The sequence below is a fragment of the [Chlorobium] sp. 445 genome (assembly GCA_002763895.1).
Taxonomy (GTDB): domain Bacteria; phylum Bacteroidota; class Chlorobiia; order Chlorobiales; family Thermochlorobacteraceae; genus Thermochlorobacter.
This window is the reverse complement of sequence record NSLH01000001.1, coordinates 215,740-237,858: the sequence shown is the minus strand read 5'-3', so window position 1 is coordinate 237,858 and position 22,119 is coordinate 215,740. Positions and strand designations below refer to the sequence as shown.

17 protein-coding genes and 2 pseudogenes are annotated in these 22,119 nt (G+C 48.1%); 18 read left to right on the top strand and 1 reads right to left on the bottom strand.

The genetic code is table 11. From position 1 onward, the window contains the following. The 18 genes and pseudogenes from CMR00_01090 to CMR00_01005 all read left to right on the top strand — a co-directional run. Positions 1–189, top strand: a 189-nt coding sequence (locus tag CMR00_01090) for a hypothetical protein (GenBank protein PIO49297.1), incomplete at its 5' end; no start/stop codon positions are given. A gap of 35 nt (positions 190–224) precedes the next feature. Continuing rightward, entirely contained in the window at positions 225–1,376 is a 1,152-nt protein-coding gene (locus CMR00_01085) for an arsenic-transporting ATPase (protein ID PIO49296.1), read from the top strand. A gap of 224 nt (positions 1,377–1,600) precedes the next feature. After that, the gene (locus tag CMR00_01080) at positions 1,601–1,948 is read left to right on the top strand and encodes a hypothetical protein (protein ID PIO49295.1); all 348 of its coding nucleotides are present in this window, start codon (positions 1,601–1,603) and stop codon (positions 1,946–1,948) included. Positions 1,949–2,216: 268 nt separating this feature from the next. Next, entirely contained in the window at positions 2,217–3,191 is a 975-nt protein-coding gene (locus CMR00_01075; GenBank protein ID PIO49294.1) for a hypothetical protein, read from the top strand. A gap of 67 nt (positions 3,192–3,258) precedes the next feature. Further along, positions 3,259–5,793: a hypothetical protein gene (locus CMR00_01070; protein ID PIO49293.1), complete on the top strand. Its 2,535-nt coding sequence runs from the start codon at positions 3,259–3,261 to the stop codon at positions 5,791–5,793. A 13-nt stretch (positions 5,794–5,806) separates the two neighbouring features. Continuing rightward, complete coding sequence (locus CMR00_01065) at positions 5,807–7,159, top strand: MFS transporter (protein ID PIO49292.1); 1,353 nt, start codon at positions 5,807–5,809, stop codon at positions 7,157–7,159. A gap of 120 nt (positions 7,160–7,279) precedes the next feature. Then, on the top strand, positions 7,280–8,533 hold the full coding sequence (bchN, locus tag CMR00_01060; GenBank protein PIO49291.1) for a ferredoxin:protochlorophyllide reductase (ATP-dependent) subunit N: 1,254 nt from the start codon (positions 7,280–7,282) through the stop codon (positions 8,531–8,533). A 111-nt stretch (positions 8,534–8,644) separates the two neighbouring features. Next, positions 8,645–10,297 carry a ferredoxin:protochlorophyllide reductase (ATP-dependent) subunit B gene (locus tag CMR00_01055; protein PIO49290.1) on the top strand — a complete coding sequence of 551 codons (1,653 nt, stop codon included), beginning with the start codon at positions 8,645–8,647 and terminating at the stop codon, positions 10,295–10,297. A 41-nt stretch (positions 10,298–10,338) separates the two neighbouring features. Further along, positions 10,339–11,164, top strand: a pseudogene (locus tag CMR00_01050) (ferredoxin:protochlorophyllide reductase (ATP-dependent) iron-sulfur ATP-binding protein). A gap of 23 nt (positions 11,165–11,187) precedes the next feature. Then, complete coding sequence (locus CMR00_01045) at positions 11,188–12,495, top strand: MFS transporter (protein ID PIO49289.1); 1,308 nt, start codon at positions 11,188–11,190, stop codon at positions 12,493–12,495. Positions 12,496–12,512: 17 nt separating this feature from the next. Beyond that, positions 12,513–13,190, top strand: a complete 678-nt coding sequence (bchJ, locus tag CMR00_01040; protein PIO49288.1) for a bacteriochlorophyll 4-vinyl reductase — start codon at positions 12,513–12,515, stop codon at positions 13,188–13,190. Further along, positions 13,181–14,521: a hypothetical protein gene (locus tag CMR00_01035; protein ID PIO49287.1), complete on the top strand. Its 1,341-nt coding sequence runs from the start codon at positions 13,181–13,183 to the stop codon at positions 14,519–14,521. Before bchJ ends, CMR00_01035 begins: the two co-directional genes overlap by 10 nt. Positions 14,522–14,559: 38 nt before the next feature. After that, positions 14,560–15,396 carry an alpha/beta hydrolase gene (locus tag CMR00_01030; GenBank protein ID PIO49286.1) on the top strand — a complete coding sequence of 279 codons (837 nt, stop codon included), beginning with the start codon at positions 14,560–14,562 and terminating at the stop codon, positions 15,394–15,396. 62 nt (positions 15,397–15,458) lie between these two features. Next, positions 15,459–16,478 carry a hypothetical protein gene (locus CMR00_01025; protein PIO49285.1) on the top strand — a complete coding sequence of 340 codons (1,020 nt, stop codon included), beginning with the start codon at positions 15,459–15,461 and terminating at the stop codon, positions 16,476–16,478. Further along, a pseudogene (locus tag CMR00_01020) lies at positions 16,475–17,460 on the top strand (hypothetical protein). The gene CMR00_01025 and the pseudogene CMR00_01020 overlap by 4 nt, the downstream one beginning before the upstream one ends. 116 nt (positions 17,461–17,576) lie before the next feature. After that, positions 17,577–18,659 carry a carotenoid 1,2-hydratase gene (locus tag CMR00_01015; protein ID PIO49284.1) on the top strand — a complete coding sequence of 361 codons (1,083 nt, stop codon included), beginning with the start codon at positions 17,577–17,579 and terminating at the stop codon, positions 18,657–18,659. A 178-nt stretch (positions 18,660–18,837) separates the two neighbouring features. Then, positions 18,838–19,389, top strand: coding sequence for a cytochrome B6 (locus CMR00_01010; GenBank protein PIO49283.1), 552 nt, complete (start codon positions 18,838–18,840; stop codon positions 19,387–19,389). A gap of 35 nt (positions 19,390–19,424) precedes the next feature. Then, positions 19,425–20,639: a cytochrome B gene (locus CMR00_01005; GenBank protein PIO49282.1), complete on the top strand. Its 1,215-nt coding sequence runs from the start codon at positions 19,425–19,427 to the stop codon at positions 20,637–20,639. A gap of 142 nt (positions 20,640–20,781) precedes the next feature. Here CMR00_01005 and CMR00_01000 read toward each other — a convergent pair whose 3' ends face one another. After that, positions 20,782–22,098: an adenosylhomocysteinase gene (locus tag CMR00_01000; protein PIO49281.1), complete on the bottom strand. Its 1,317-nt coding sequence runs from the start codon at positions 22,096–22,098 to the stop codon at positions 20,782–20,784. Positions 22,099–22,119: the final 21 nt, after the last annotated feature.

Here is a 22,119-nt window from a genome sequence, read left to right as displayed (position 1 = left end):
TCTGCACCTGCAGCAACTGCAGCAAAGGATGCTAGCGCCCCAGCACCCAAGCCAGATGAGGAACCTGAAGATGCGGATGCGTCTACAGAGGAAAAAGGTGGGCTCTTCAGCGCTGCGGATTCTAGCAAAGCAAGTTTCTCCGATGCAGCAATGCACAAAGAACGCAAAAAAATACGCATTAAAGTTTAACAGATTTTTAACTCACAGAAAGGAATACAGTCTCTATGCGAATCTTAGTCTATCTTGGCAAAGGCGGCGTTGGCAAAACGACAGTCTCTTCTGCCACAGCCGTTGATATTGCACGACGCGGCAAACGCACACTTATCATCAGTACTGACATTGCACACAGTCTTGCCGATGCACTCGATGTCGAACTTGGCAGCACGCCTGTTCAAGTCGAGCCGAATCTTTACGCGATGGAAATCAACATTCTGGCTGAAATTCGAAATCATTGGTCAGAATTTAGTGGCTACTTTTCAACGATGCTCGCCCATGATGGGGTCTCGGAAATTGTCGCTGATGAACTTGCCATTCTGCCCGGCATGGAGGAAATGATTAGCCTCAAACACCTTTGGGAAGCAGCCAAGTCAGGCAAATACGATGTCATCATCATCGATGCGGCGCCAACGGGCGAGACCATGCGCTTGCTGGCAATGCCAGATTCTTACCGGTGGTACACCGATAAAATTGCCTCATGGCACATGAAGACCATCAGTTTTGCTTATCCGCTCATTCAGAAATTGCTGCCGAAGAAAAATATCTTCAAGCTCATGCCTGAAGTTGCTGACCATATGCGCGAGCTGTACACGATACTGACCAATCCTGAGATTGCCTCGTATCGCATCGTGCTGAACCCTGAAAACATGGTCATCAAAGAAGCATTGAGAGCGCAGACGTATCTCAATCTCTTTGGCTATACGCTTGACGCTGCAATTGTCAACAAGGTCTTGCCATCCAATACGCATGATCCTTACATGCAAGCGCTTATTGCACAGCAAAAGAAGTATGTTACAAAAATTGAAAATTGCTTCTATCCCATTCCGATTTTTTATGTGCCCTACTACGACACAGAAGTCATTGGCTGCACACGACTGAGCCAGATGGCAAAAGATATTTTCGGCGAGCACTCACCAGAGAGTGTCTTCTATACCGATCGCCGCACCCATCAAGTCGAAAAGGACAATGGCAAGTATCACTTGAAACTTTACTTGCCGAATGTGGAAATCAATCATGTGCAGATGAATGTCAAAGGCGATGAATTGCTCATCGAGGTCAACAACTTCCGCAAGAATATCGTGCTGCCTAATGTTTTGGTAGGACGCCGAACTGAAGGCGCAACGTATTCAAACGGTAATCTTGATGTCGTGTTTAAGTAAGTGATGAGAACGGATGGACGAAGTGGTCGATTTTTGCTATAACTTACGATTTTTTCGTGCCTTACAAATTCAGAAAATCAGTTCTTTGGAAAGCGATTTTGTTTTCTAAGCCGCGCGCCAAGCACTACGTTTGATGTAGTTAATGAACGAAACGCGGTTTCTAAGAATTTAACGGAAAGCGCAAGATGTCAGCTGAACGAAAAATACAGAGTATAGCAAGGAAGATGCTGCGGCTGTTAGAAGTGCACATCTTTTTTGCAATGTCAGTTCTGGCTGGCAATGCGGTTGTCAAACACCTCTCTGTCAGCATATCTAAATCGCAAGACAAGCGGCAGAGAGTTGCTATTGAACGCTCGCTTCCCTTGCTCTATTCCGTTCATACTCTAGAAGCCTTTGCCATTGAAAAAGGATCTTTTTCAGGTGCGAAACAGACCTCATCGCAAGACTGGCTGTTTCTACTCCCTCACAGTTGTCGTGTATGGCTCTCTCAAGAAGTTTGTCTGACTTCGTTTGGAGAGCCGCCTCGTCTTGCCTTTAATTTACTTCAAGCACTCATCCCTCTTCGTATTTGAGCCCTACCTCGTTGTCAGTGCCTTTGCCCGTATTGCAAGCTCTCGCCTAGATTTTTCGGCGTTGCTCTGTATCTGCAGGCATAGTGCACTTGCTACAACTTTATCTGTATCGACAAAGTGTTAATGACTGGCGTTAGTGAATGCGTGTTTCGTCTCAAAATGAACGGTTTGTCAAACGATGCCATGCGTTCAGCCTGTCCGATTTCTTGTTCTTTCCTTTGCAGACACAGAATTCATAAACATACAATATTAGAAAGGACTTTCAACTATGAACTCGAAGTACTTCTCACATCGCGGGCGGTTTATTCAACATCTCGCCCTCGCCGTGCTCGCCGTTGTTGCGCTTCACCTTGCTGGGTGCAGCAGTAATAATGGTCCTGCAGCGTCAGAAGAAAATGTCATCACAGGGACAATTACTTTTACTTACAACGGTGCACCGCTTACCGATGCCTCAAAGTGGCCGCAAAGCTCAAATACAGACGATCCTTTCCCAGGGCAGATAAAAATCGCCTTTGTGCCACTTGATCCTACTACAAAAGCTCCACGTTCAGGACCAGTGGCAGCTATCCCTGGACTTGGCGATGTTGCGGGTATTCCTTTTAGCGCCTTGCGTAATGGCGTCTATGAGTTTAGCTCAAGCAATGCACGCGATGCGAACAACAACCTAATCGGCAGCTTGCCCAAAGACATTTATGGCGTTTTTGTCACATATGTCAATCCCTTCTTTACAGGACAAGCCTCACAGCAATTTCTCAACACGGGGATTGTTGCCGATTTGCGCAACACCTCCAGTATCAGAGTCACGGATGTGGTAGAGATGCGCGTTGCCGAGACGCTGATGCAATCAGGGCGCAGTGGCATGGCCACACTCTCTGGTACGGTTACAGCGACAGGCAACATCAGCAACTGGCCACCAGCACCAGTAGGACCGCCAACGGCTTGGGCAAATGGCACCGAGTTTATTGCCCTCTTTGGGTTGCGTGACGGGGCTCAAGGTCCGGGCATTTTCCACATTTTGCCCAAACCTGCCGCAGGCAACAGCGTAACCTATGCGCTCAACATTCCGATGGGGACCTATCGTAACGTTGTAGTTGCTCGCTATCGTGTCAATTCAGCAGTTCCCGGTGGTTTCCAAGTTGTAGCTACACTGGCTGAATTTCGTCATCCACAACATGGTCGTAACGAAATGACGATGGACGCTGGCAATCGCCAAGCGGTTTGGAATGTCAGCATCTCACTTTGATTAAACACACGGGTAGGGAGTGACATAACTCCCTACCTTTTATTGCAACCCAAACATTCTGTAAATCATGACCACAGTTATTGCACTTGCGCGCTCGCTGACGCTGATTAGCGCCTTGCTCTTGATGGTCGGGACCGTTGCGCGCGCTCAAGATGGCGGGACCTTGAAAGGACAAGTTCGAGACGCAGAAACGAAAGAAGCCTTGATTGGCGCAAGTATTTCACTGCATCAAACCAAACTGGGTAGCATCGCTAACGCTAAAGGTTTTTTTGAAATTCAAAATATCCCCGAAGGAATTTATGAAGTCCGCATTTCTGCGGTTGGCTACAAAACACGCTTCAAGCAAGTGCACATCTATCAGAATAAAGTTGAAACGCTGGATATTATGCTGCAACCCTCAAGCGTGATGGGCGATGAAGTTGTTGTCTCTGCCTCGCGCTATGAGCAAAATAAATTGGACCTGCCGATCACAATTAGTGTGATTCCGACCAAGCAAATTGAACTCTTGCCTACACCATCCTTAGACCGCGCCTTGGAAGCCGTGCCCGGCGTCGATGTCATTCGCTCAGGTGGTATAGGCTCTTCGAACTTGCAAATTCGTGGCTCTAATGGCTTTACTGGCGGCGGACTCAGCACGCGCGTCCTAATGCTCTACGATGGCTTTCCAATGAACTCTGCTGATGCAAACTCTGTTGTTTGGCAAGCTGTTAATGTGTCAAATCTGGAACGCTTGGAAGTCGTTAAAGGCGCTACATCAGCGATGTATGGCTCAGCGGCCATGGGCGGCGTTATCAATGCTATTAGCCTTTTGCCGAAAGAATTTACTGTACGTGCCAAATTTATGAATGGCATCTACGACAATCCGCCACCCAGCGTCAATCCTTTCCCTGGAATCAATCGCCCTTACTTTTACAATGGCAATATCATGATTGGCGATCGGCTCGGTGAGTTTTCTTACAGCGCGATTTACTCACGAATCAATGATCCGGGCTACCGCGATGCTGGTCAGTTCGCTTCCGACAATATCAACATTTCAGCACGCTATCAACTGAGCCCCTCTCAATCTTTGCAACTCTCTTCGGTGCTGAACTGGGCGCAAGGTGGTGTGGCTTACGGCTGGGCCAATATCAACGATGCCCTTGGCGTACCCCCCGGACCGGTGTTCGTCAATGGTCAGCCCCGTATTGTTAATGGACAAGAGGTGATTGGACGATATTTCTTAAGTGATGATCAAACACGCCGTGAATCACAACTCATTGGTCTGACTCATCAAGCCCTTCTAGGCTCGTCGGCAAATTGGGAGACCAAAGTGCACCTCAATCGCTCGTACTTCAGAGTCATTTATTATCCAACTGAAGATATTGCCTTCGATCAGTTCGATCGACAAGGTAATTTCATTGGCAATTTCCAGCGCTATTCCTTCGGTAAAGTCATTCGCCGACCCTATGATCCGAATGATCCAAGCACTTTCAACGACTCTGAAGCTCGTCGTTATGGGCTCTTCAGCCGATTGCTCTGGATGCGTGACGATCACAAACTCAGTGCTGGCATTGAAGGTGCCTTCAACGACGTACGCTCTTCGCTGTACACGAATTCATCAGATTTCAATATCGGTGCCTTCTTCCAAGATGAAGTGCAAATCGGCGAACGCTTCAAGGTTACAGCTGGACTGCGCTTTGATTACCATCGCCTGATACCTAGCTCCGTTACCTACATCGACCAAATTCGCTTTGTGCAGCAAGGCATTGAAGTAGAGCAAACCGAACCCATTCAAACTCAGAACCTTTGGCAAATTAGCCCCAGACTTGCTGTAAATTATCAATTTGATGATGCTACATCGCTTCGCGCATCGGTCGGTCGCAGTTTCCGCGCACCAACCATCGGCGAGCGCTTTATCACGCAAGCTGGCTTTTTCCTCGGCAATCCTAATCCTGCACTCGATGCTGAGCGACTGACCAGCTTCGAGATCGGTGGCTTTAAGTCGTTCTCAAAATTTCTCACGATTGATATTGCTGCGTACTTCAATCATTACGATAACTTGATTGAATCCATCAATATCAATCCCAATGCCAGCGCGCTAGATATTTCATCGAGCGTCTTCCAGTTCATCAACACTGCCAATGCAAACATCTTTGGCGTAGAAATCTCACTGACGTCGCAGCCAGTTGAGCCACTGACCATTCAGCTCAATTATGCTTGGATGCGTGCCACAGGCTCTACACCTGACAACATTCTGGGCGGCAATCGCAATCCACCAGAATACCAGAACTGGCTACCCTATCGTCCAGAGCATAATCTTACTTTCCGTACAGAACTGGCTTTCAAAGGCTGGTTACCTGAGATTTTTGCAGGCGGGAGTGTAGCACTGAACGGTCGCTATGTGAGCCGCATCAATGCCGTGCGCATTGTGGCAAATTCACAAGGCATCAATTACCCAGGCAATTTTCTTGTACTTGATGCCACAACACGCTGGCAAATCTTTGAGCGCTTCACGCTCACTGGCATGATTCTGAACATCGCCAATACGCAGTATGAAGAACTCGAGACCTATCGTGCTCCTGGTCGCAGTTTCCATGTGGGCATTGAATTTGGTTTGAACTAAATGCACTACGGCAATGCCTGCTTTTGCATGGTCTGGGCGGTTGCGCAATAGCCGAATCATCGTGCAACTTGCCATCTTGAAAGTCAGTGTCGGCTGGATGTATGCACTGCTCAGCAGCAACTTTAATCGCATCACGATTTATGAGCTTGGCATTGCCGCTGTGCTTATCACAACCATGTTGGGTGTCTATCACTTGGCGTCACCATTCAAGGTCTGGTTCGGCAAACTCTCTGACGAGCGACCGCTGTGGGGACGCCATCGCACCCCCTATCTCCTTTTGGGCTCCATGCTCTCGGCAATCATCTTTCCAGCATTGCCTCTGCTGGCATTTGAGATGAGTAGCGGTATGGTGTGGGCTTTCGTCTTGGGCTACGTGTTACTGTTGCTCTACGGCATCGGGCTGGATATGGCAGGCTCGGCACACTATGCACTCGCTGCTGAAGTTTTGCCCTACAACCTGCGCGGCATTGCTGTAACAGCTATGTTTAGCATGACCATTGCCAGCACGATTCTTTCTGCAGCTTACATCAAGTTTGTTATGCCCGTCTATACATTTGAAACGATGCAAGAACTCTATGCGCTGACCCCCTTCGTTGTAGGTATAAGTGCCATTCTTGGCTTGCTTGGTGTCGAGCCACGTGCGCCTCACGCTGTGCGCAAACAGGTTGCCACAAACCTGCCCAGCAATGTCTTCAAAATGATGCAGGCTATGCTTCGTCACGATAAAGCCATTGAGCAATTCTTCTTCTTCGTGCTGCTCTCTACTGCTGGCATCTTCCTTCAAGATTCAATTCTCGAGGTCTTCGGTGCCAGTGTCTTGGCAATGAGCGTCAAGGAAACCACATCATTTCAGCAAATCTGGGGCGGCGGCGCTTTGCTAAGCATGGTCGTAATGGGTATTGCTACAGCCATTCGCCCAATGAATAAAGTGCATATTGCGCTGGTCGGTAATTATGGTACCGCCATAGGCTTGCTGTTGCTTGTTGCTGTCTCACTGACTGAAGAGCGAACCTTTCTCTACACCGCTTTGCTCCTCATGGGCATCTCAACAGGCTTGCATACGCTCGGCACAGTAACAACCATGATGGATTTAACAGTGGAAAATGCCAAAGCCACTTATATGGGTCTCTGGGGCTTTGCGATTATGATTGGACATGGCATGGCAAGTCTCTTGTCGGGTGGCTTGGTTACGCTGCTTATTGAACAAATTGGTATAGCCGCAAGCGTCGGTTACGCTATCATCTTTCTTTTTGAGGCTGCATTGCTGGTGATGGGTGCAGCCATGCTCTTTGGTATCAACGTGCAACACTTTCAGCAACTCCATCAGCGCGATCTCTTGCTGTCGCTGGAAGCACAAGCTGAGTGAGCACACGAGCCTCGTAGTTCTCTCTGGTTGTTCTTTTGCCTTGCTGAAGTAAAACCTCGCTTTCCAGAAGTGTTCAGAAAGCGAGGTTTGTTTTAATCCACTCAAAATTCAGTGCGTGCTATGCAACAGGGTAATTCTATCATTCGGGAAGATAATGCCATTCACAGCTTTTGTGGTCTGGCAAGCGTAGGCTGGCTCTACCAAAAAATTCGCAACAGTTTTTTTCTCATCTTAGGCACGCACACTTGCGCACACTTTTTGCAGTATGCGCTTGGTGTGATGATTTTCGCAAAACCCCGCTTTGCTGTGGCTATGCTCGAAGAAGCCGATCTCTCCAAGGATTATGTCAATCTCAAACCGATTCTCGAAGAAATTAAAGCCGATCATCACCCGTCTGTGATTTTTCTTTTCTCGTCCTGTACGCCCGAGGTCATGAAAGTTGATTTCGAGCAGTTGGCTCGCTCACTCAGCACCCCAGAACTTCCCGTACTCTTCGCACCCGCAAGTGGATTGGAGTTTGCCTTCAGTCAATCGGAGGATTCTGTTTTGCAGGCACTCCTGCCGCTGTGTCCTGTTGCAGCACCACATGATAAACGCGTGGTATTCTTAGGGTCTATCAACGATGCCACGGCAGAGGACTTTCGGCGCGAAGCAGAAGCGTTAGGTATTCCTGTCGCAGGGTTTTTGCCCGCTAATTACTTGCATGAACTTCCGCCTATTGGCGCAGGAACAGTTGTTGCACCTTTGCAACCTTACCTTGCCAAAGTTGCTACGCGCCTTAGCCGTGAGCGCGGGGCAAAAGTGCTCTCATCGCTTTTCCCGTTCGGACCTGATGGCACACGCCAATTTTGGGAAGACCTTGCAAAAGAATTTGGCATTACTCTCGACCTGCGTGAGCGCGAAGCCGCCGCTTGGGAGCGCATCAAGACGCATACAGAGTTACTCAAAGGACGGCGTGTCTTTATCACCGCAGATTCACTGCTTGAACTGCCACTGGCACGCTTTCTGAAGAATGCTGGCGCCAACATTGCCGAAGTCAGCAGCGTCTATATCAACAAAAAATTTCACGCAAAAGAGCTTGAGCAACTCAGTGCCGTACGCATCGTTGAACAGCCGAATTTCCATCGCCAAGTCAGTGATATGCAAGTCCAGCCGCCCGATCTTGTCATCACCTCACTGATGACGGCTAATCCGCTTATTGGCAAAGGTATCACGGTCAAGTGGAGCATGGAGTTTGTGCTGATGCCATTGCATGGCTGGAGTGGCACAGTCTCGCTGGCAGAATTGCTTACGCGCCCATTGCTACGCAAAGCGCACCTACCCAAGTTTGATTCTGCGCTCTGGACACTGAATGCCATGCCAAGTTCAACCTAAAAGCTATTGCTGAGAGCAGCACGCAAAATAAAGCTGCTATTTTTTTAACACTGCGCAAGCCAGACATGAACACAACGCCTTGCGCAAGCTAACCTTAAAAGGAGAATAACGATGCGACTGACTTACTGGATGTATGAAGGCACTGCACATCACGGCGTTGGACGACTTGCAAATAGCCTCAAAAAAGTGCATGCAGTCTTCCATGCTCCCTTGGGCGATGACTACACACTGCCCATTCACACCATGCTCGAGCGCACACCTGATTTTCCACATGCTACAACGAGCCTCGTTACTGGACGCGACTTAGCGCAAGGCACCAATCGCTTACCCTTGACACTTAAGCAAGTCGAAGCTCGCTTCAAACCCGAGCTCATTGTGGTTTGTGCCAGTTGCAGCACGATTCTCTTGCAAGAGAATTTGCAGCAGGTTATTGATACAGCTGATGTGCACACCCCTGTCTTGCTCTACGATGCCAATCCCTACCGAATGACTGAGACAGAATCCAGTGATAGGCTTTTTACTCTACTGGTGCGCCGCTTTGCACAAGCGCAGCCGCTCACTGCGCAGCCCAGCGTGAATTTTCTTGGACCGATTTCACTCGGGTTTCATGTGCGTTCCGATGTTATTGCTATGCGCCGAATGCTTAATGTGCTCGGTATCCAACTCAATGTGATTGCACCACTCGGCGCAAGCCTCGACGATCTGCGTCGCTTGCCTGCCGCATGGCTAAACATTGCACCGTATCGCGAAACAGGACAAGCCGCAGCGAAATTTTTGGAAGATGAATTTGGCACACCTGCTCTGCTTGAGACGCCAATTGGCGTCGAGCCTACATTAGCATGGTTAGAAAAACTCTTGCAGATGATCAATGAGGTTGGCGCAAAGCAAAATGCCAAGCCCCTGCACATGCCACCGCTGCAAGCCTTTTCACTCGATGGCTTGAGCGCACCAAGTTCTCTACCATGGTTTAGTCAAACAGCTGATATGCACAGTTTCTCGCAGAAGCGAGCCTTTGTGTTTGGCGATGCCACACGCACTGTAGCAATTGTCAAATTTCTGCGCAATGAAATGGGCGCACAAATCGCAGGCGCTGGCACATACCTGACTAAGCATGCCGACTGGGTACGCAAAGAATTGCAAGGCTATTTGTCTGATGACTTACTGGTCACCGAAGCCTTTCAAGATGTCGCTAAACGCATTGAAGCCGAACGCCCTGATATTGTGTGCGGCACGCAAATGGAACGCCATAGCTGCCGCAAATTCGATATTCCGTGTATGGTGATTGCACCGCCCACTCACATTGAAAATCATCTTCTGGGCTATTATCCCTTCATCGGCTTTGATGGCGCAGATGTCATTGCAGACCGCATCTATACCACTGCCAAACTTGGCTTGGAAAAGCACTTGATTGATTACTTCGGTAGTGCTGGTCTGGATTACGAAGAAGCTGAAAAATCGGGCTTGTCCAGCAAGTCAAATGGGCAAACTGCTACAACGGCTTCACAATCCAATGAGTCTGGACACCACGACAGCTCACCTACTCAAGCACATCAGGCGGCTGCAAAATCGCACGCCCCTGCAGCAGAGTCAGCAACACCGCAGGATATTCAATGGACGGACGAGGCGCTGAAAATGCTCAAAAGCATTCCCTTTTTCGTGCGTGAAAAAGCCAAACGCAACATCGAAAAATATGCAAAAGAGCACTCACTTTGGCTCATCACGCCAGATGTGGCGCGCCAAGCCAAAGAGCATGTTGGTGCATGAGACTGAACACTTTAACACATTACAAAGAAAGGAGAACAACTATGGGACTTGTTTTAGCCGTCTACGGCAAAGGCGGTATCGGCAAAAGCACGGTCAGTGCTAATCTATCGGCAGCACTTGCGCAAGAAGGCGCATCGGTTTTGCAAATTGGCTGCGACCCCAAACACGACAGCACCTTCCCGCTCACCGGCATGCTGCAAAACACGGTGATCGATACGCTTAGCGTCGTCAATTTTCATCATGAAGAAATCGAGTATGAAGACATCATCAAAAAAGGCTTTGCTGGCGTCGATACAGTCGAATCAGGTGGACCGCCCGCTGGCAGCGGTTGCGGTGGCTATGTTGTTGGTGAGACGGTCAAATTGCTCAAAGAATTTGGCGTCTACTCGCGCTACGATATCATTCTCTTTGATGTTTTGGGCGACGTGGTCTGCGGCGGATTTAGTGCCCCGCTCAATTATGCAGATATTGCTTTCATTGTCGCCACCAACGACTTTGATAGCATTTTTGCTGCCAATCGACTTTGCATTGCTGTCGAAGAAAAAAAGCACAAAGTGCAAAGTAAAACTGGCAGGCATCATCGCCAACAAGGTGGATGAAGAATATGGCGGCGGCACTGCACTCTTAGAAAAATTCGCTGCGTGCGTTGGCACCACTCTTGCTGCCAAAGTGCCTTATCACGACCTGATTCGGCGCAGTCGCCTTGCTGGTAAGACGCTTTTTCAGATGGAAGGCGAAGGTAAAGCGCAATGTATTGAGCCGTATCAACGCTTAGCCCGAAAAATCCTCAACGGTGAATTGGAGCCACGCGTGCCGAAACCCCTGGGCGATCGAGAAATTTTCGACACCATTGGTGGATGGCTATAAACCTAACTAAACACTTTCGAACAATGAGCCTCTTTCAAAACTTCCGGCTTGGGCTAGTGCATTTGTCTGTAACGCTCACCTTTGTGCCGATTACAGGGGTCTTAAACCGTGTGATGATTCACGAGTTTGAAATTTTGGCAAGTGTCGTCGCCTTGCTTATGGTCATGCCCTATCTTTTTTCGCCACTGCAAGTCTTCATCGGTCGCTACGCCGATACACATCCGATTGCAGGGCGACGACGCACGCCCTACATCCTCACGGGTGCACTCTTGTGCGCAATTGGCTTGCAACTTACACCCCTTGCTGCGCTCGCAATAGCAGAAAAACTTGTCTTTGCTATCCCGCTCGCTCTTGCTGGCTTTGGACTCTGGGGTATCGGCTACAATCTCGCCGTAGTCTCTTATCTGTCGCTTGCAAGTGAACTCTCTACAGCCACAGAAAGACCGCGTGTCGTCTCGGTCATGTGGGTGATGATGATTCTGGGCTCAATTGCCTCTGCAATTTTGATTGGGCGCGCACTCTCACCGTATTCAGATGCCGCACTCATCCGTGTCTTTCAAGTTGTCGGACTTGTCTCGCTCTCATGTGTCGCGCTTGGACTGTGGGGCATAGAACCCAAAGTAACGCTGCAGCGGACTGCCGCGCCAGAACGGCTCTTGCCAAGTGTGATTTTTTCAGAGCTCGCCAAAAAGGCAGAGGTCAGAATCTTTTTCATCTACCTTGTGCTGATGCTGGCGTCTATTCTTGGGCAAGATGTTCTGCTTGAGCCTTTTGCGGCAAAAGCCTTTGAGATGAGTGTCAAAGAAACAACACAGCTTACTGCTATCTGGGGCACTGCAACTCTCTCGGCGATGCTGCTCTATGGCTTTGTGCTCAATCGGATTTTTTCTCGCAAACAAGGCGCACGATTAGGACTACTGCTTGCTGCTGGCGGATTGCTCACGATTGCAATGAGTGGCTTGCTTTCGTTGAAAACTTCCTTTCTTGTCGGACTTGCCATGCTGGGCTTTGGCACAGGCATTGCCACCTCTACGAATCTTGCTTTGATGCTGAGCATGACGCCAGAAGGGCAAGTTGGACTCTACATGGGAGCGTGGGGCATTGCAGATGCCCTGTCGCGTGCATTAGGAAATTTCCTCAGTGGGGTCTGGCGCGATACACTCACCTACTTGCTTGGCAGTCCGCTTCTGGGCTATGTGAGTGTGTTTTTTACCCAAGCACTACTTTTAGGCGTCTCGCTCTTGCTCTTGCGCCACGTCTCAGAAAATCTGGCAAATAAGCCACGCGAAAGCCTGACAGAATCTATTGTACTTGCGGCAGATGCAAACTAAACAAAAGCTTGTAAGCTATGTATAGCGAAAAGAACACAACGGCGCGCATCACCGCAGCAGCGTCGTTCATGGGCAAAGTGCCATCTGGTGCACCTGTAGCAAAGATGGGACCGAACGGTATCATTCAAACTTTCAATGCGATTGCGTCGCAGTTCGGCGAAAACGCTGCACAACAAGCCCTGCTTACTGCGGGTTTGGAGAAGTACATTGCCGAACGCCCTCACGAGATGGTCGATGAACGCGAGTTTCATCGCTTAGTGCACAGCGTCTGCGAACACTTTGATGAAGATGCACGCAACACCATTTTGCTCAACGCTGGTGAAGGCACAGCGCACTACCTTCTGCAAGCACGCATTCCGAAGGCCTTCCAGCTTCTGCTTAAACGCTTGCCGACACGCTGGGCAGCCAAACTCTTGCTCTGGTCTATTGCCAAACACGCTTGGACCTTTGCAGGCAGCGGCGAATTCTCCTACCAAGTTCATTCTGGCATTGAAGCCACAATTTTAGTCAGAGAATCTGCACACTATGAAGTCGCACTTTTTTTCGGTGGAGCACTGCAAACCTTGTTCCAGACACTCTTCAAAGACCCGACCGATTTTAATATCCAAGTCGTGCCCTCCGATCAGGCGCTGTTGTGTCGATATTCAGCGCAGATTATCACGCATCAGTCTAATCTTGAACAACAATGCGCGTAACACTTCAATTCATGCTCTCCAAGTTTGCCATAGCTTGGATGTTTGCACTCGTTACAGTCAATTTTAATCGTGTGGCTATTTTAGAAGTTGGTCTTTCAGCAATCATCATCGCCACGATGATTGGTCTCTATCCACTTTTCGGACCCATGCAACCGCTGTTTGGTCGGCTCACCAGTCGTTATCCGATTTTCGGCTATCGACGCAGTCCCTATTTGCTGCTTGGCTTGCTTATGGGGGCACTGATCTTTCCGCCTATGCCTAGCGTTCTGCAAGCCATGTCCGAAGGTGCACTGTGGGCAATGGCAACAGGCTTTGTGCTCTTTTTCATTTTTGGTGCTGCAATTGCCTTGATGGCAAATACTTACTTAGATTTGATTGCAGAGTGCACCGAAGCGCAGCAACGCAGCAGTGTCTTTGCTGCTGCATGGACAGGGCAAACACTCATCATTGTCGTGTGGGCAGGCATCTTCCGCTGGCTTATGCCCGAGTTTAGCTATGAGTCCATGCAATTTCTCTACTCGCTGACACCTTTTGTGGTTATGGCACTCGGTCTGCTCAGTGTGCTAGGCTTAGAAAAACGCCGTAGCAAAACAGAGCTTGCTGAACTTCTCAAACTCGATGCAGAGAAAGCCATAGACCATAATCCTATCGGCGAATCACTGCGCTTGCTGTCAGGCAATCTGGCTGCGCAAAAGTTTTTTCTCTTTGTTGCACTTTGCTTTATGGGCATTTTCTCGCAAGATTTGTTGCAAGAAATTCTCGGTGGTGAAGTCTTTGCGATGAGCGTAGGCGAGTCGACCATCTTCCAGCAAATTTTTAATGGCACCGTTACGATTGGCATGGGACTCACGGCAGCGTTCGGTGCAAAACTCATGGGTGAGCCTCGGCTCAAGACGCCTGCCCTACCGCTCGAAAAACGCAAAACGCTAGCAGCTTACAGCGGATTTGGCGCTACACTCTCCTTTCTTTTCATCTCACTTGCAATTGTCAAGGAAACTTTGCCGCTGCTTTATGCCGCCATGGCGCTCAATGGGCTATGTGTCGGCGTCTTTACCTTCTGCGCTGTTACCATGATGTCTGACATGACCGTCGAAGGCGAGACGGGCAAGTATCTCGGGCTGTGGAGCATTGCACAAGCACTTGGATTGGGCTTATCGTTTCTGGTCTCCGGCATTTTGCATCATGTGTTGGTACGCAGCGCCGTCTTTTCAAGCACAGCGATTGGCTACGCTATGATTTTTCTTATTGAGGCTGGCTTTATGCTCTGGTGCGTCTTGGCACTGCGTCCAACGAGCGTAGAGAAGTTACGCCTTCAAGCATCGCGTACATAGTTGTATATTGCTTACACTTGTGTCAACTGTGTAGTATTATGTTGAATATTGAAACGAAATTCATCACGCTCTCTGGCTACAAGCATCGCTACGTGGAAGCAGGTACAGGCGATGCGCTATTTCTTGCCCATGGATTTTCCTCTTCACTTGAAATTTTTGAAAAAGTTATTCCTGCCTTTGCCCAGCGTTATCGTGTCTTAGCCTTAGACCTTTTAGGTTTTGGTAAATCCGACAAACCCGTTGAAGTGCGCTATTCTCTCTCGTTTTATGCAAAATTGATGTTGGAGTTTTTGCAGAAGACCAACGCCTGTTCAGGTAAAAACCTTTATGCCATCGGGCATTCTATGGGCGGCAAATACCTGCTTGCACTCTCGGTGCTCTACCCTAACACACTCACGAAGTTGGTGGTTAGTAACACCGACGGGTTTTTGTACGTGCCCTCGTTTGTGCGTGCAGCAAGTCTCTGGGGTGTGCGTCATCTTGTTCGGCGTCTCGTCTCTTCACCTGCATTTGTGCGTCAAACCATGCGCAGCGTCTATCACGATCCTTCACTGATTACGGATGAGCATTTTCGGCGCAATGTCGAAATGGTTAAAAGCCGTGAAAATTTTGAAGCCATGATGGCGCTTAATCGTGACTACCGCCATCTTGATCTGCGTCGCACCGGCATTCGCAATCGTCTTAAAGAACTACGCTTGCCAATTTTGATTCTCTGGGGCGAAAATGACCGATTTATTCCTGCAAAGTATGCCGAGATTGCAAAACGCGAATTGCCCAGCAGTACAGTGCACATGATTCCAAATTGTGGACATGTGCCCATGGTTGAAAAACCACGCGAGTTCGTTGAGATTGTCTGCAAATTTCTTAGCGACTGAGTTTTGCACTAATTTTGTGCATAGCTTTTTGTGAAAGTTTTGCCTAATTCTAAACGCTATAGATGCGTATACTTTTTGTTTTGCTCTTTTTTGCGTTTTCTACTTCGCTTTTTGCTCAACAGCAATCATCGTTTCTTGTGGCGTGGTGGAATGTTGAAGCCCTCTATGATACCCGGCAGGACTCCACTACCGATGCTGATTTCACGCCGAGCGGCAAATATCAATGGACTGAAGAGAAACTGCAGCTGAAATTTCAGCGGCTGGCTCAAACGATTCGCGACCTTGCTCAATCGCGTGGCTTTACATTGCCCGATGTGATGGGCTTCTGCAATGTCGAGCATCAATGGCTGCTGGATACGCTGTTTCAGAAATACCTCAAGACCAACGACTTCCAAATCGTGTATTTTGAATCCCCTGATGCCAAAGGCAGAGATATCGGCGTGGTATTTAACCGACGCAAGTTTAGCCTGAACTTTGCAGGAAATTATGCAACAATGCTTGATACAGTTGCTGTAGCGACGCGCGATATTATTCTCGTTAAGCTCGATTATCGTGGTAAGTTGCTCAACCTCATCTTCAATCATTGGGAAGAGCCAAAGCTCTTTAATTCTTCAGTGAAGGCTGCTCGAGAGCAGGCAGCGCGTCTTGTGCGCAGTATTATCGCCAGTTTGCAAGAGAGCGAAAAAGAACCCAACATTGTTGTCGTAGGTGATTTCAACATCACACCGAACGACCCCGTATTCAGCGACGCCATTCGCGCCAGTGGCGACTCATCTTTTGTGCGCTCTGCTGCATCAGACTTTCTGCTCAATCTCTCTCTCCTTTCACCCAATAGCGGCACGGCACGCCTACGTGCTAAGTGGTATGCATTTGACCAAGTACTGGTTTCTGCATTCATGCTCGATCAAAAAGATTTCTATGTCTTTACTAATGCGCTGCAAGCGTTCTCTGCACCTTATCTCTTTCAAGCTTCGCGCCGTAGCGACCCCACAGGTCAGTTGTTCAGCACTTTCTTCAATGAGCGCTACATCGGTGGCTACAGCAATCGCTTGCCAATTTCCGTTGTTGTGCACTTCAAATGAACATTGCTATCTACGTAAAGCATCTGCGAAAGCAATACCGCTCGCTCAAGAAAGAACCAGGCTTAGCTGGCGCCCTCAAAAGTCTCTTCAAGCGTCAGTATGTAACGCACGTTGCTGTAGATGATGTCTCCTTTGAAATCAAACAAGGCGAACTGGTCGGATTCTTGGGTGCAAATGGTGCTGGCAAAACCACAACCCTGAAAATTCTTGCAGGCTTACTTTATCCTACTTCGGGCACAGTGAGCGTCTTAGGCTATACGCCTTGGGAGCGGAAGAATGCGTTTCGTCGTCAGTTCTCAATTGTACTTGGACAGAAAAATCAACTTTTGTGGGATTTGCCTGCTGAAGATTCTTTTCTTTTACTCAAAGAAATTTATGAAATCCCCGATAGAGACTATACCATGCAATTGCAGCGACTTACTAAGTTGCTCGATGTGGAAGATAAACTTCATGTTCAACTGCGGCGCTTGTCGCTGGGCGAGCGCATGAAAATGGAACTTATTGGTGCACTCTTGCACTCCCCAAAAGTCCTTTTTTTGGATGAGCCAACGATTGGCTTAGATGTGGTAGCACAAAAATCCATCCGAGAGTTTATCCAACGCTATAACGAAGAAGCTCAAACGACCATTTTGCTCACCAGTCATTACATGCAAGATATTGAGACACTCTGCAAGCGTGTTCTCATTATTGATTCAGGTAAAATTTTTTTGATGGAGAGTTAGCAGCAATTATTGAGCAGTTTTCATCTGAGAAACTGCTCTCGCTTGAGTTTTCTTCACCGGTTGAGCGCGCACACCTTGAACGGTTCGGTCAACTTGAAGCCTACTCACCGCTTTTTGCTAAATTGCGTGTGCCACGTCAAGCCATTTCCAAAAGTTCCGCGGAAATTTTGTCGTCGCTTCCTGTTACAGATTTGAACATTGAGGAAGTTCCAATTGAAGACATCATCCGCACAATTTTTGCACCAAAGACCGTGTCATAGTTGCACAAACTGAACTTGGAAACGAATCACATAAAAAAATCATTTAGCAGCAAAAAACTGCGCAAGCTCATAGAGAAAAACGTGAGTTTGCGAAAACTTATCGTACTCTACACGCTATGCAAATCTCATCTTCTCTGAAGCATGATGTCTGGCACGACCTAACTGAATCTGGCTCTTACGAATGGTGGTATTTTGACGCCCTTGATGAGAATCAAGATTGCTCTTTTGTAGCAATCTGGTATTCGGGCTTTCCATTCTCGCCCTACTACCTGCAGCAGTATTTCAAAGCGCAGCGCTCTGGTCATTCTTGCTCTGCTAATCCACTCGAGCATGTTGCATTTAGCTTCAACTTCTATGAGCATGGTCGAGAAGTGATCAATTTCATCAAAGAAGGTGATGCGCCGTTGTTTTCAGCCTCGCGTAATGAACCCTATGCTCGTTTCGAGCGCAACGAATTTCGCTTTGATCAATCGTGTCAGACCTACGTGCTACATCTTGATTTTGAGATGCCTTCACGCCACAAAAAAGTGCGCGCAAAACTCTACTTCAAAGTGCGACCGCTTCAGGGCAGCAAACAACTCTCGCGCTATTCTTCCAGCATGCACATTCATTCTTGGATACTTGCATCACCTTCAAATGATGTGAGCGGTGAAATTGAAATTCATGATGGCGATCAGTGGCGCACCCTTCGCTTCAATGGCAGAGGCTACCATGACCATAACTACGGTCGCGCCCCAATGAATGCTGACATCAAACATTGGTACTGGGGCAGAGCACACTCTAACGATCTTGACCTTGTTTATTACATTACCACTTACAAACACGCACAACAAGAACCATTTAGTTTTCTTTTGCTCACACAAGGCGATCGTGTTATCAACATCGCCAATAACCTCAAAACCCTTGAGCACGAGCAAGGTAAAAATCTCTTTTCGCCCTCTTACGGGAAGCGGTTCTCACTGATGAATTCCCGTATCGTCTTTCACATTGAGCATCTCAAAGCTTTAGATGCTGGACCATTTTACTTGCGCTTCAATTCTAAGTTTAGCCTTATGCGTGAAGATGGCTCCTCAGTGGAAATGACAGGCATCTCAGAATCTTTGCATCCACAAAGCCTTAACTCGCGTGTCGTGCGGCACTTAATTAAGAGCAAAATTTTGGCGCGAAGGCAAACGCTCCATGATGTACACACTCTATAATTTTTTTGCTCAACTCGTTGATTTCGGAACGAAAAAAATTGGACCTGTTGTTGCTCAGACGATTGCGGAAAAGTAGAACCATTCATTATTTTTGGCGCTCAGCAATCAACATGCATAGGAGCACCGCACTCAGCACGCTCCTATACATTTAACAACAACTTTAAGGAGACTCCAAATTATGGCGCAAATTGTTAGAGGCGAGTACGACCGATCAAAGCGTCTCGCTGTCATCTCTGAGACCGATCAAGAACGCCGTGAAGCCGTTGAGAAAGCACAAAAGGCTGTTCAAGAGGGCGAAGCGGCGATGGGGACGGTTCGGCGCAGCGTTCTTAACACGATTGTTGGCATACTCGGTGCTGCCTTCGTCTTGCCCGTTCTCTATGTCATTGGACGCTTCATTATTCCGCCCGAGAAGAAAAAGAAAGAGGAAACGTCTGTCGTTGTTGCCAAAACATCGGAGGTTCCTCCGAACTCTGGCAAAATCGTGCTCTTCAATGGACAGAAATTGCTTCTTACAAACGTTAATGGTGAATACAGAGCCATTTCTGCTATCTGCACACATTTGCAGTGTATTGTGCAGTGGAAAAAAGATGAGCAATTGGTGTGGTGCGCTTGCCACAACGCCAAATACACTGTCGATGGCGAGAAAATCTCAGGTCCTCAGCCAACTGGTCTCGCCAAGTATGTCGTGAAAGTCAAAGATGATAACATTGTTGTAGAAAAAGCATAACCCATAACCTATTTTGAAAGGAGTATTTTAGCATTATGGCAGATCTTGTTCAAACCAAGAGCGCTGCAGCGTCAGCCGGTGAGGCATCAGCGAGCAACGGCACCGCCGAAAAATTCAATCTTCAAGATTGGATTAACATACGCATTGGCTCAATGACCTATGCAATTGATTACCTCAGCAAAAAGACCGTGCCAATCCATCGCCAATCCATTTGGTATTACTTCGGCGGTCTCACACTGTTCTTTTTTGTCATTCAAATCATCACAGGCTTGCTGCTGCTGCTTTACTACAAACCCACAGAAAAAGAAGCCTTTGACTCTTTTGTCTATATTCAAAAGGAAGTCGCCTTCGGCTGGCTTATTCGCCAGGTGCACAGCTGGTCAGCTAACCTCATGACCCTGATGATGTTTATTCACATGTTCAGTGCCTATTTCATGAAAGCCTACCGTAAGCCACGCGAACTGATGTGGCTCACAGGCTTCGTGCTTTGCTTACTGACACTTGGATTGGGCTTCACGGGCTATCTGCTCCCCTGGAACGAACTTGCCTTCTTTGCGACCCAAATCGGCATTTCAATTCCTGGCTCAATTGGCAGTATGCCCCTGATTGGTGATCTTATTGGACCACCGATCATTGAAGCCACCGCCAAAATTCTTGGCGCTGATATCTTGATGATTGATGGTAAACCTGTGCCACAAGTTACAGGTGAGACACTCACACGCATGTTTGGCTTCCATGTGGTACTGCTTCCGGGCATCACACTGTTGGTGCTTTCAGCACACTTGCTTCTGATGCAAACCCTCGGTAACTCCGTGCCGATTGGCTACCGAGAGCGCGGCCTTCTCAAAGGTGAAGAACCCTTCTTCCCGAATTTCTTGATGAAAGATTTTATCGGCTGGATGATTGGCTTTGCCGTACTCATCTTCCTTGCAGTCATGTTCCCTTGGGAAATCGGTGTCAAGCTCGATCCCGTTAACTCCGCGCCAAGCCCTGAAATTAAGCCTGAATGGTATTTCTGGGCACAATTCCAGTTCCTCAAGCAAGTGCCAGGCTGGGTGGCTGCGATCTTCTTAGGCGTTGCTGTAGTCGTGTGGGCGCTTGTGCCATTCCTTGATAAGAAATCCTCGCGTGAGGAAAAGAGCCCAGCTTACACTATCTTCGGAGTCCTAACATTAGCTTTCTTCCTCTTTGAGTCATTTCTTGTCTATTACAATTACTCGCTCACGCATAAGCACGGACCTTGGTTCTAAGGCACATTTTATGCTTAGAGTTTTGGGCGGTCTGCTGACCGCCCTTTTTTGTTTGTGTGTTGCGTGCTCACCAAAAAGATGAATCACAATAAAAAAGGCAGCCATGTGTGCTGCCTTCCGTATAGCTTGCAAAAGCGTGAGTTTAGTAGCGATAGTGCTCTGGTTTGAATGGACCTTTTGGATCGACACCGATATAGGCGGCTTGCTCTGGTGTTAGCTCTTCAAGCTCTACGCCGAGCTTTTCAAGATGTAGCCTTGCGACCATTTCATCAAGATGCTTTGGCAGAACATAGACTTTGTTCTCATACTTATCTGAATTTTGCCAGAGCTCAATTTGTGCAAGCACTTGGTTCGTGAAAGACATTGACATCACAAACGATGGATGCCCCATTGCCACGCCTAAGTTCACCAAGCGCCCTTCTGCAAGCACAATAATATCTTTGCCATCGATATTGTAAAGATCGACCTGTGGCTTGATTTGTGTCTTGGTATGTCCATAGTTTTTGTTTAGCCAAGCCATATCGATTTCAATATCGAAGTGCCCGATGTTGCAGACGACGGTTTTGTCTTTCATCAGTTTGAAGTGCTTGGCGGTTACAATATCGCGATTGCCTGTTGCTGTTACGACAATATCTGCTTGAGGAATAGCATTTTCCATCTTTTTGACTTCGTAACCATCGATAGCGGCTTGTAGCGCGCAGATAGGATCGACTTCTGTAACAATCACGCGCACGCCTGCACTGCTCAGCGATTCAGCCGACCCTTTGCCAACATCGCCATAGCCTGCTACCACCGCTACTTTCCCTGCTAGCATCAAGTCTGTGCCACGACGAATAGCATCCACCAGCGATTCACGACAGCCGTATTTATTGTCAAACTTTGATTTTGTAACGCTATCATTGACATTAATTGCTGGCAGTGGGAGCTTACCGTTTTTCATCCTCTCATAGAGACGATGCACGCCTGTCGTAGTCTCTTCGGAGATTCCTTTGATATTTGGGACGAGCTCGGGATACTTGTCTAAAACCATATTGGTCAAATCGCCGCCATCATCCAAAATCATATTGAGCGGTTGCCCATCGGGAAAGAAAAGCGTTTGCTCAATACACCAGTCAAATTCTTCGGCGGTCATACCTTTCCAGGCATAAACTGGAATACCTGCAGCTGCCATTGCTGCGGCTGCGTGGTCTTGTGTTGAAAAAATGTTGCAACTCGACCATGTCACTTCGGCACCCAGTTCTTTGAGTGTCTCAATCAGCACAGCAGTTTGAATCGTCATATGCAGACAACCCGCAATGCGCGCACCTTTGAGCGGTTTTTTTGGACCGTATTCTTTGCGCAACTGCATCAAACCGGGCATTTCGGCTTCTGCCAGACGAATTTCTTTGCGTCCCCATTCTGCAAGTGATATATCCTTGACCTTGTAGGGCAATCGTTTTGTTTCAGTTGCTGTTGCCATCTTTCTAATTCAGTTTAGTTG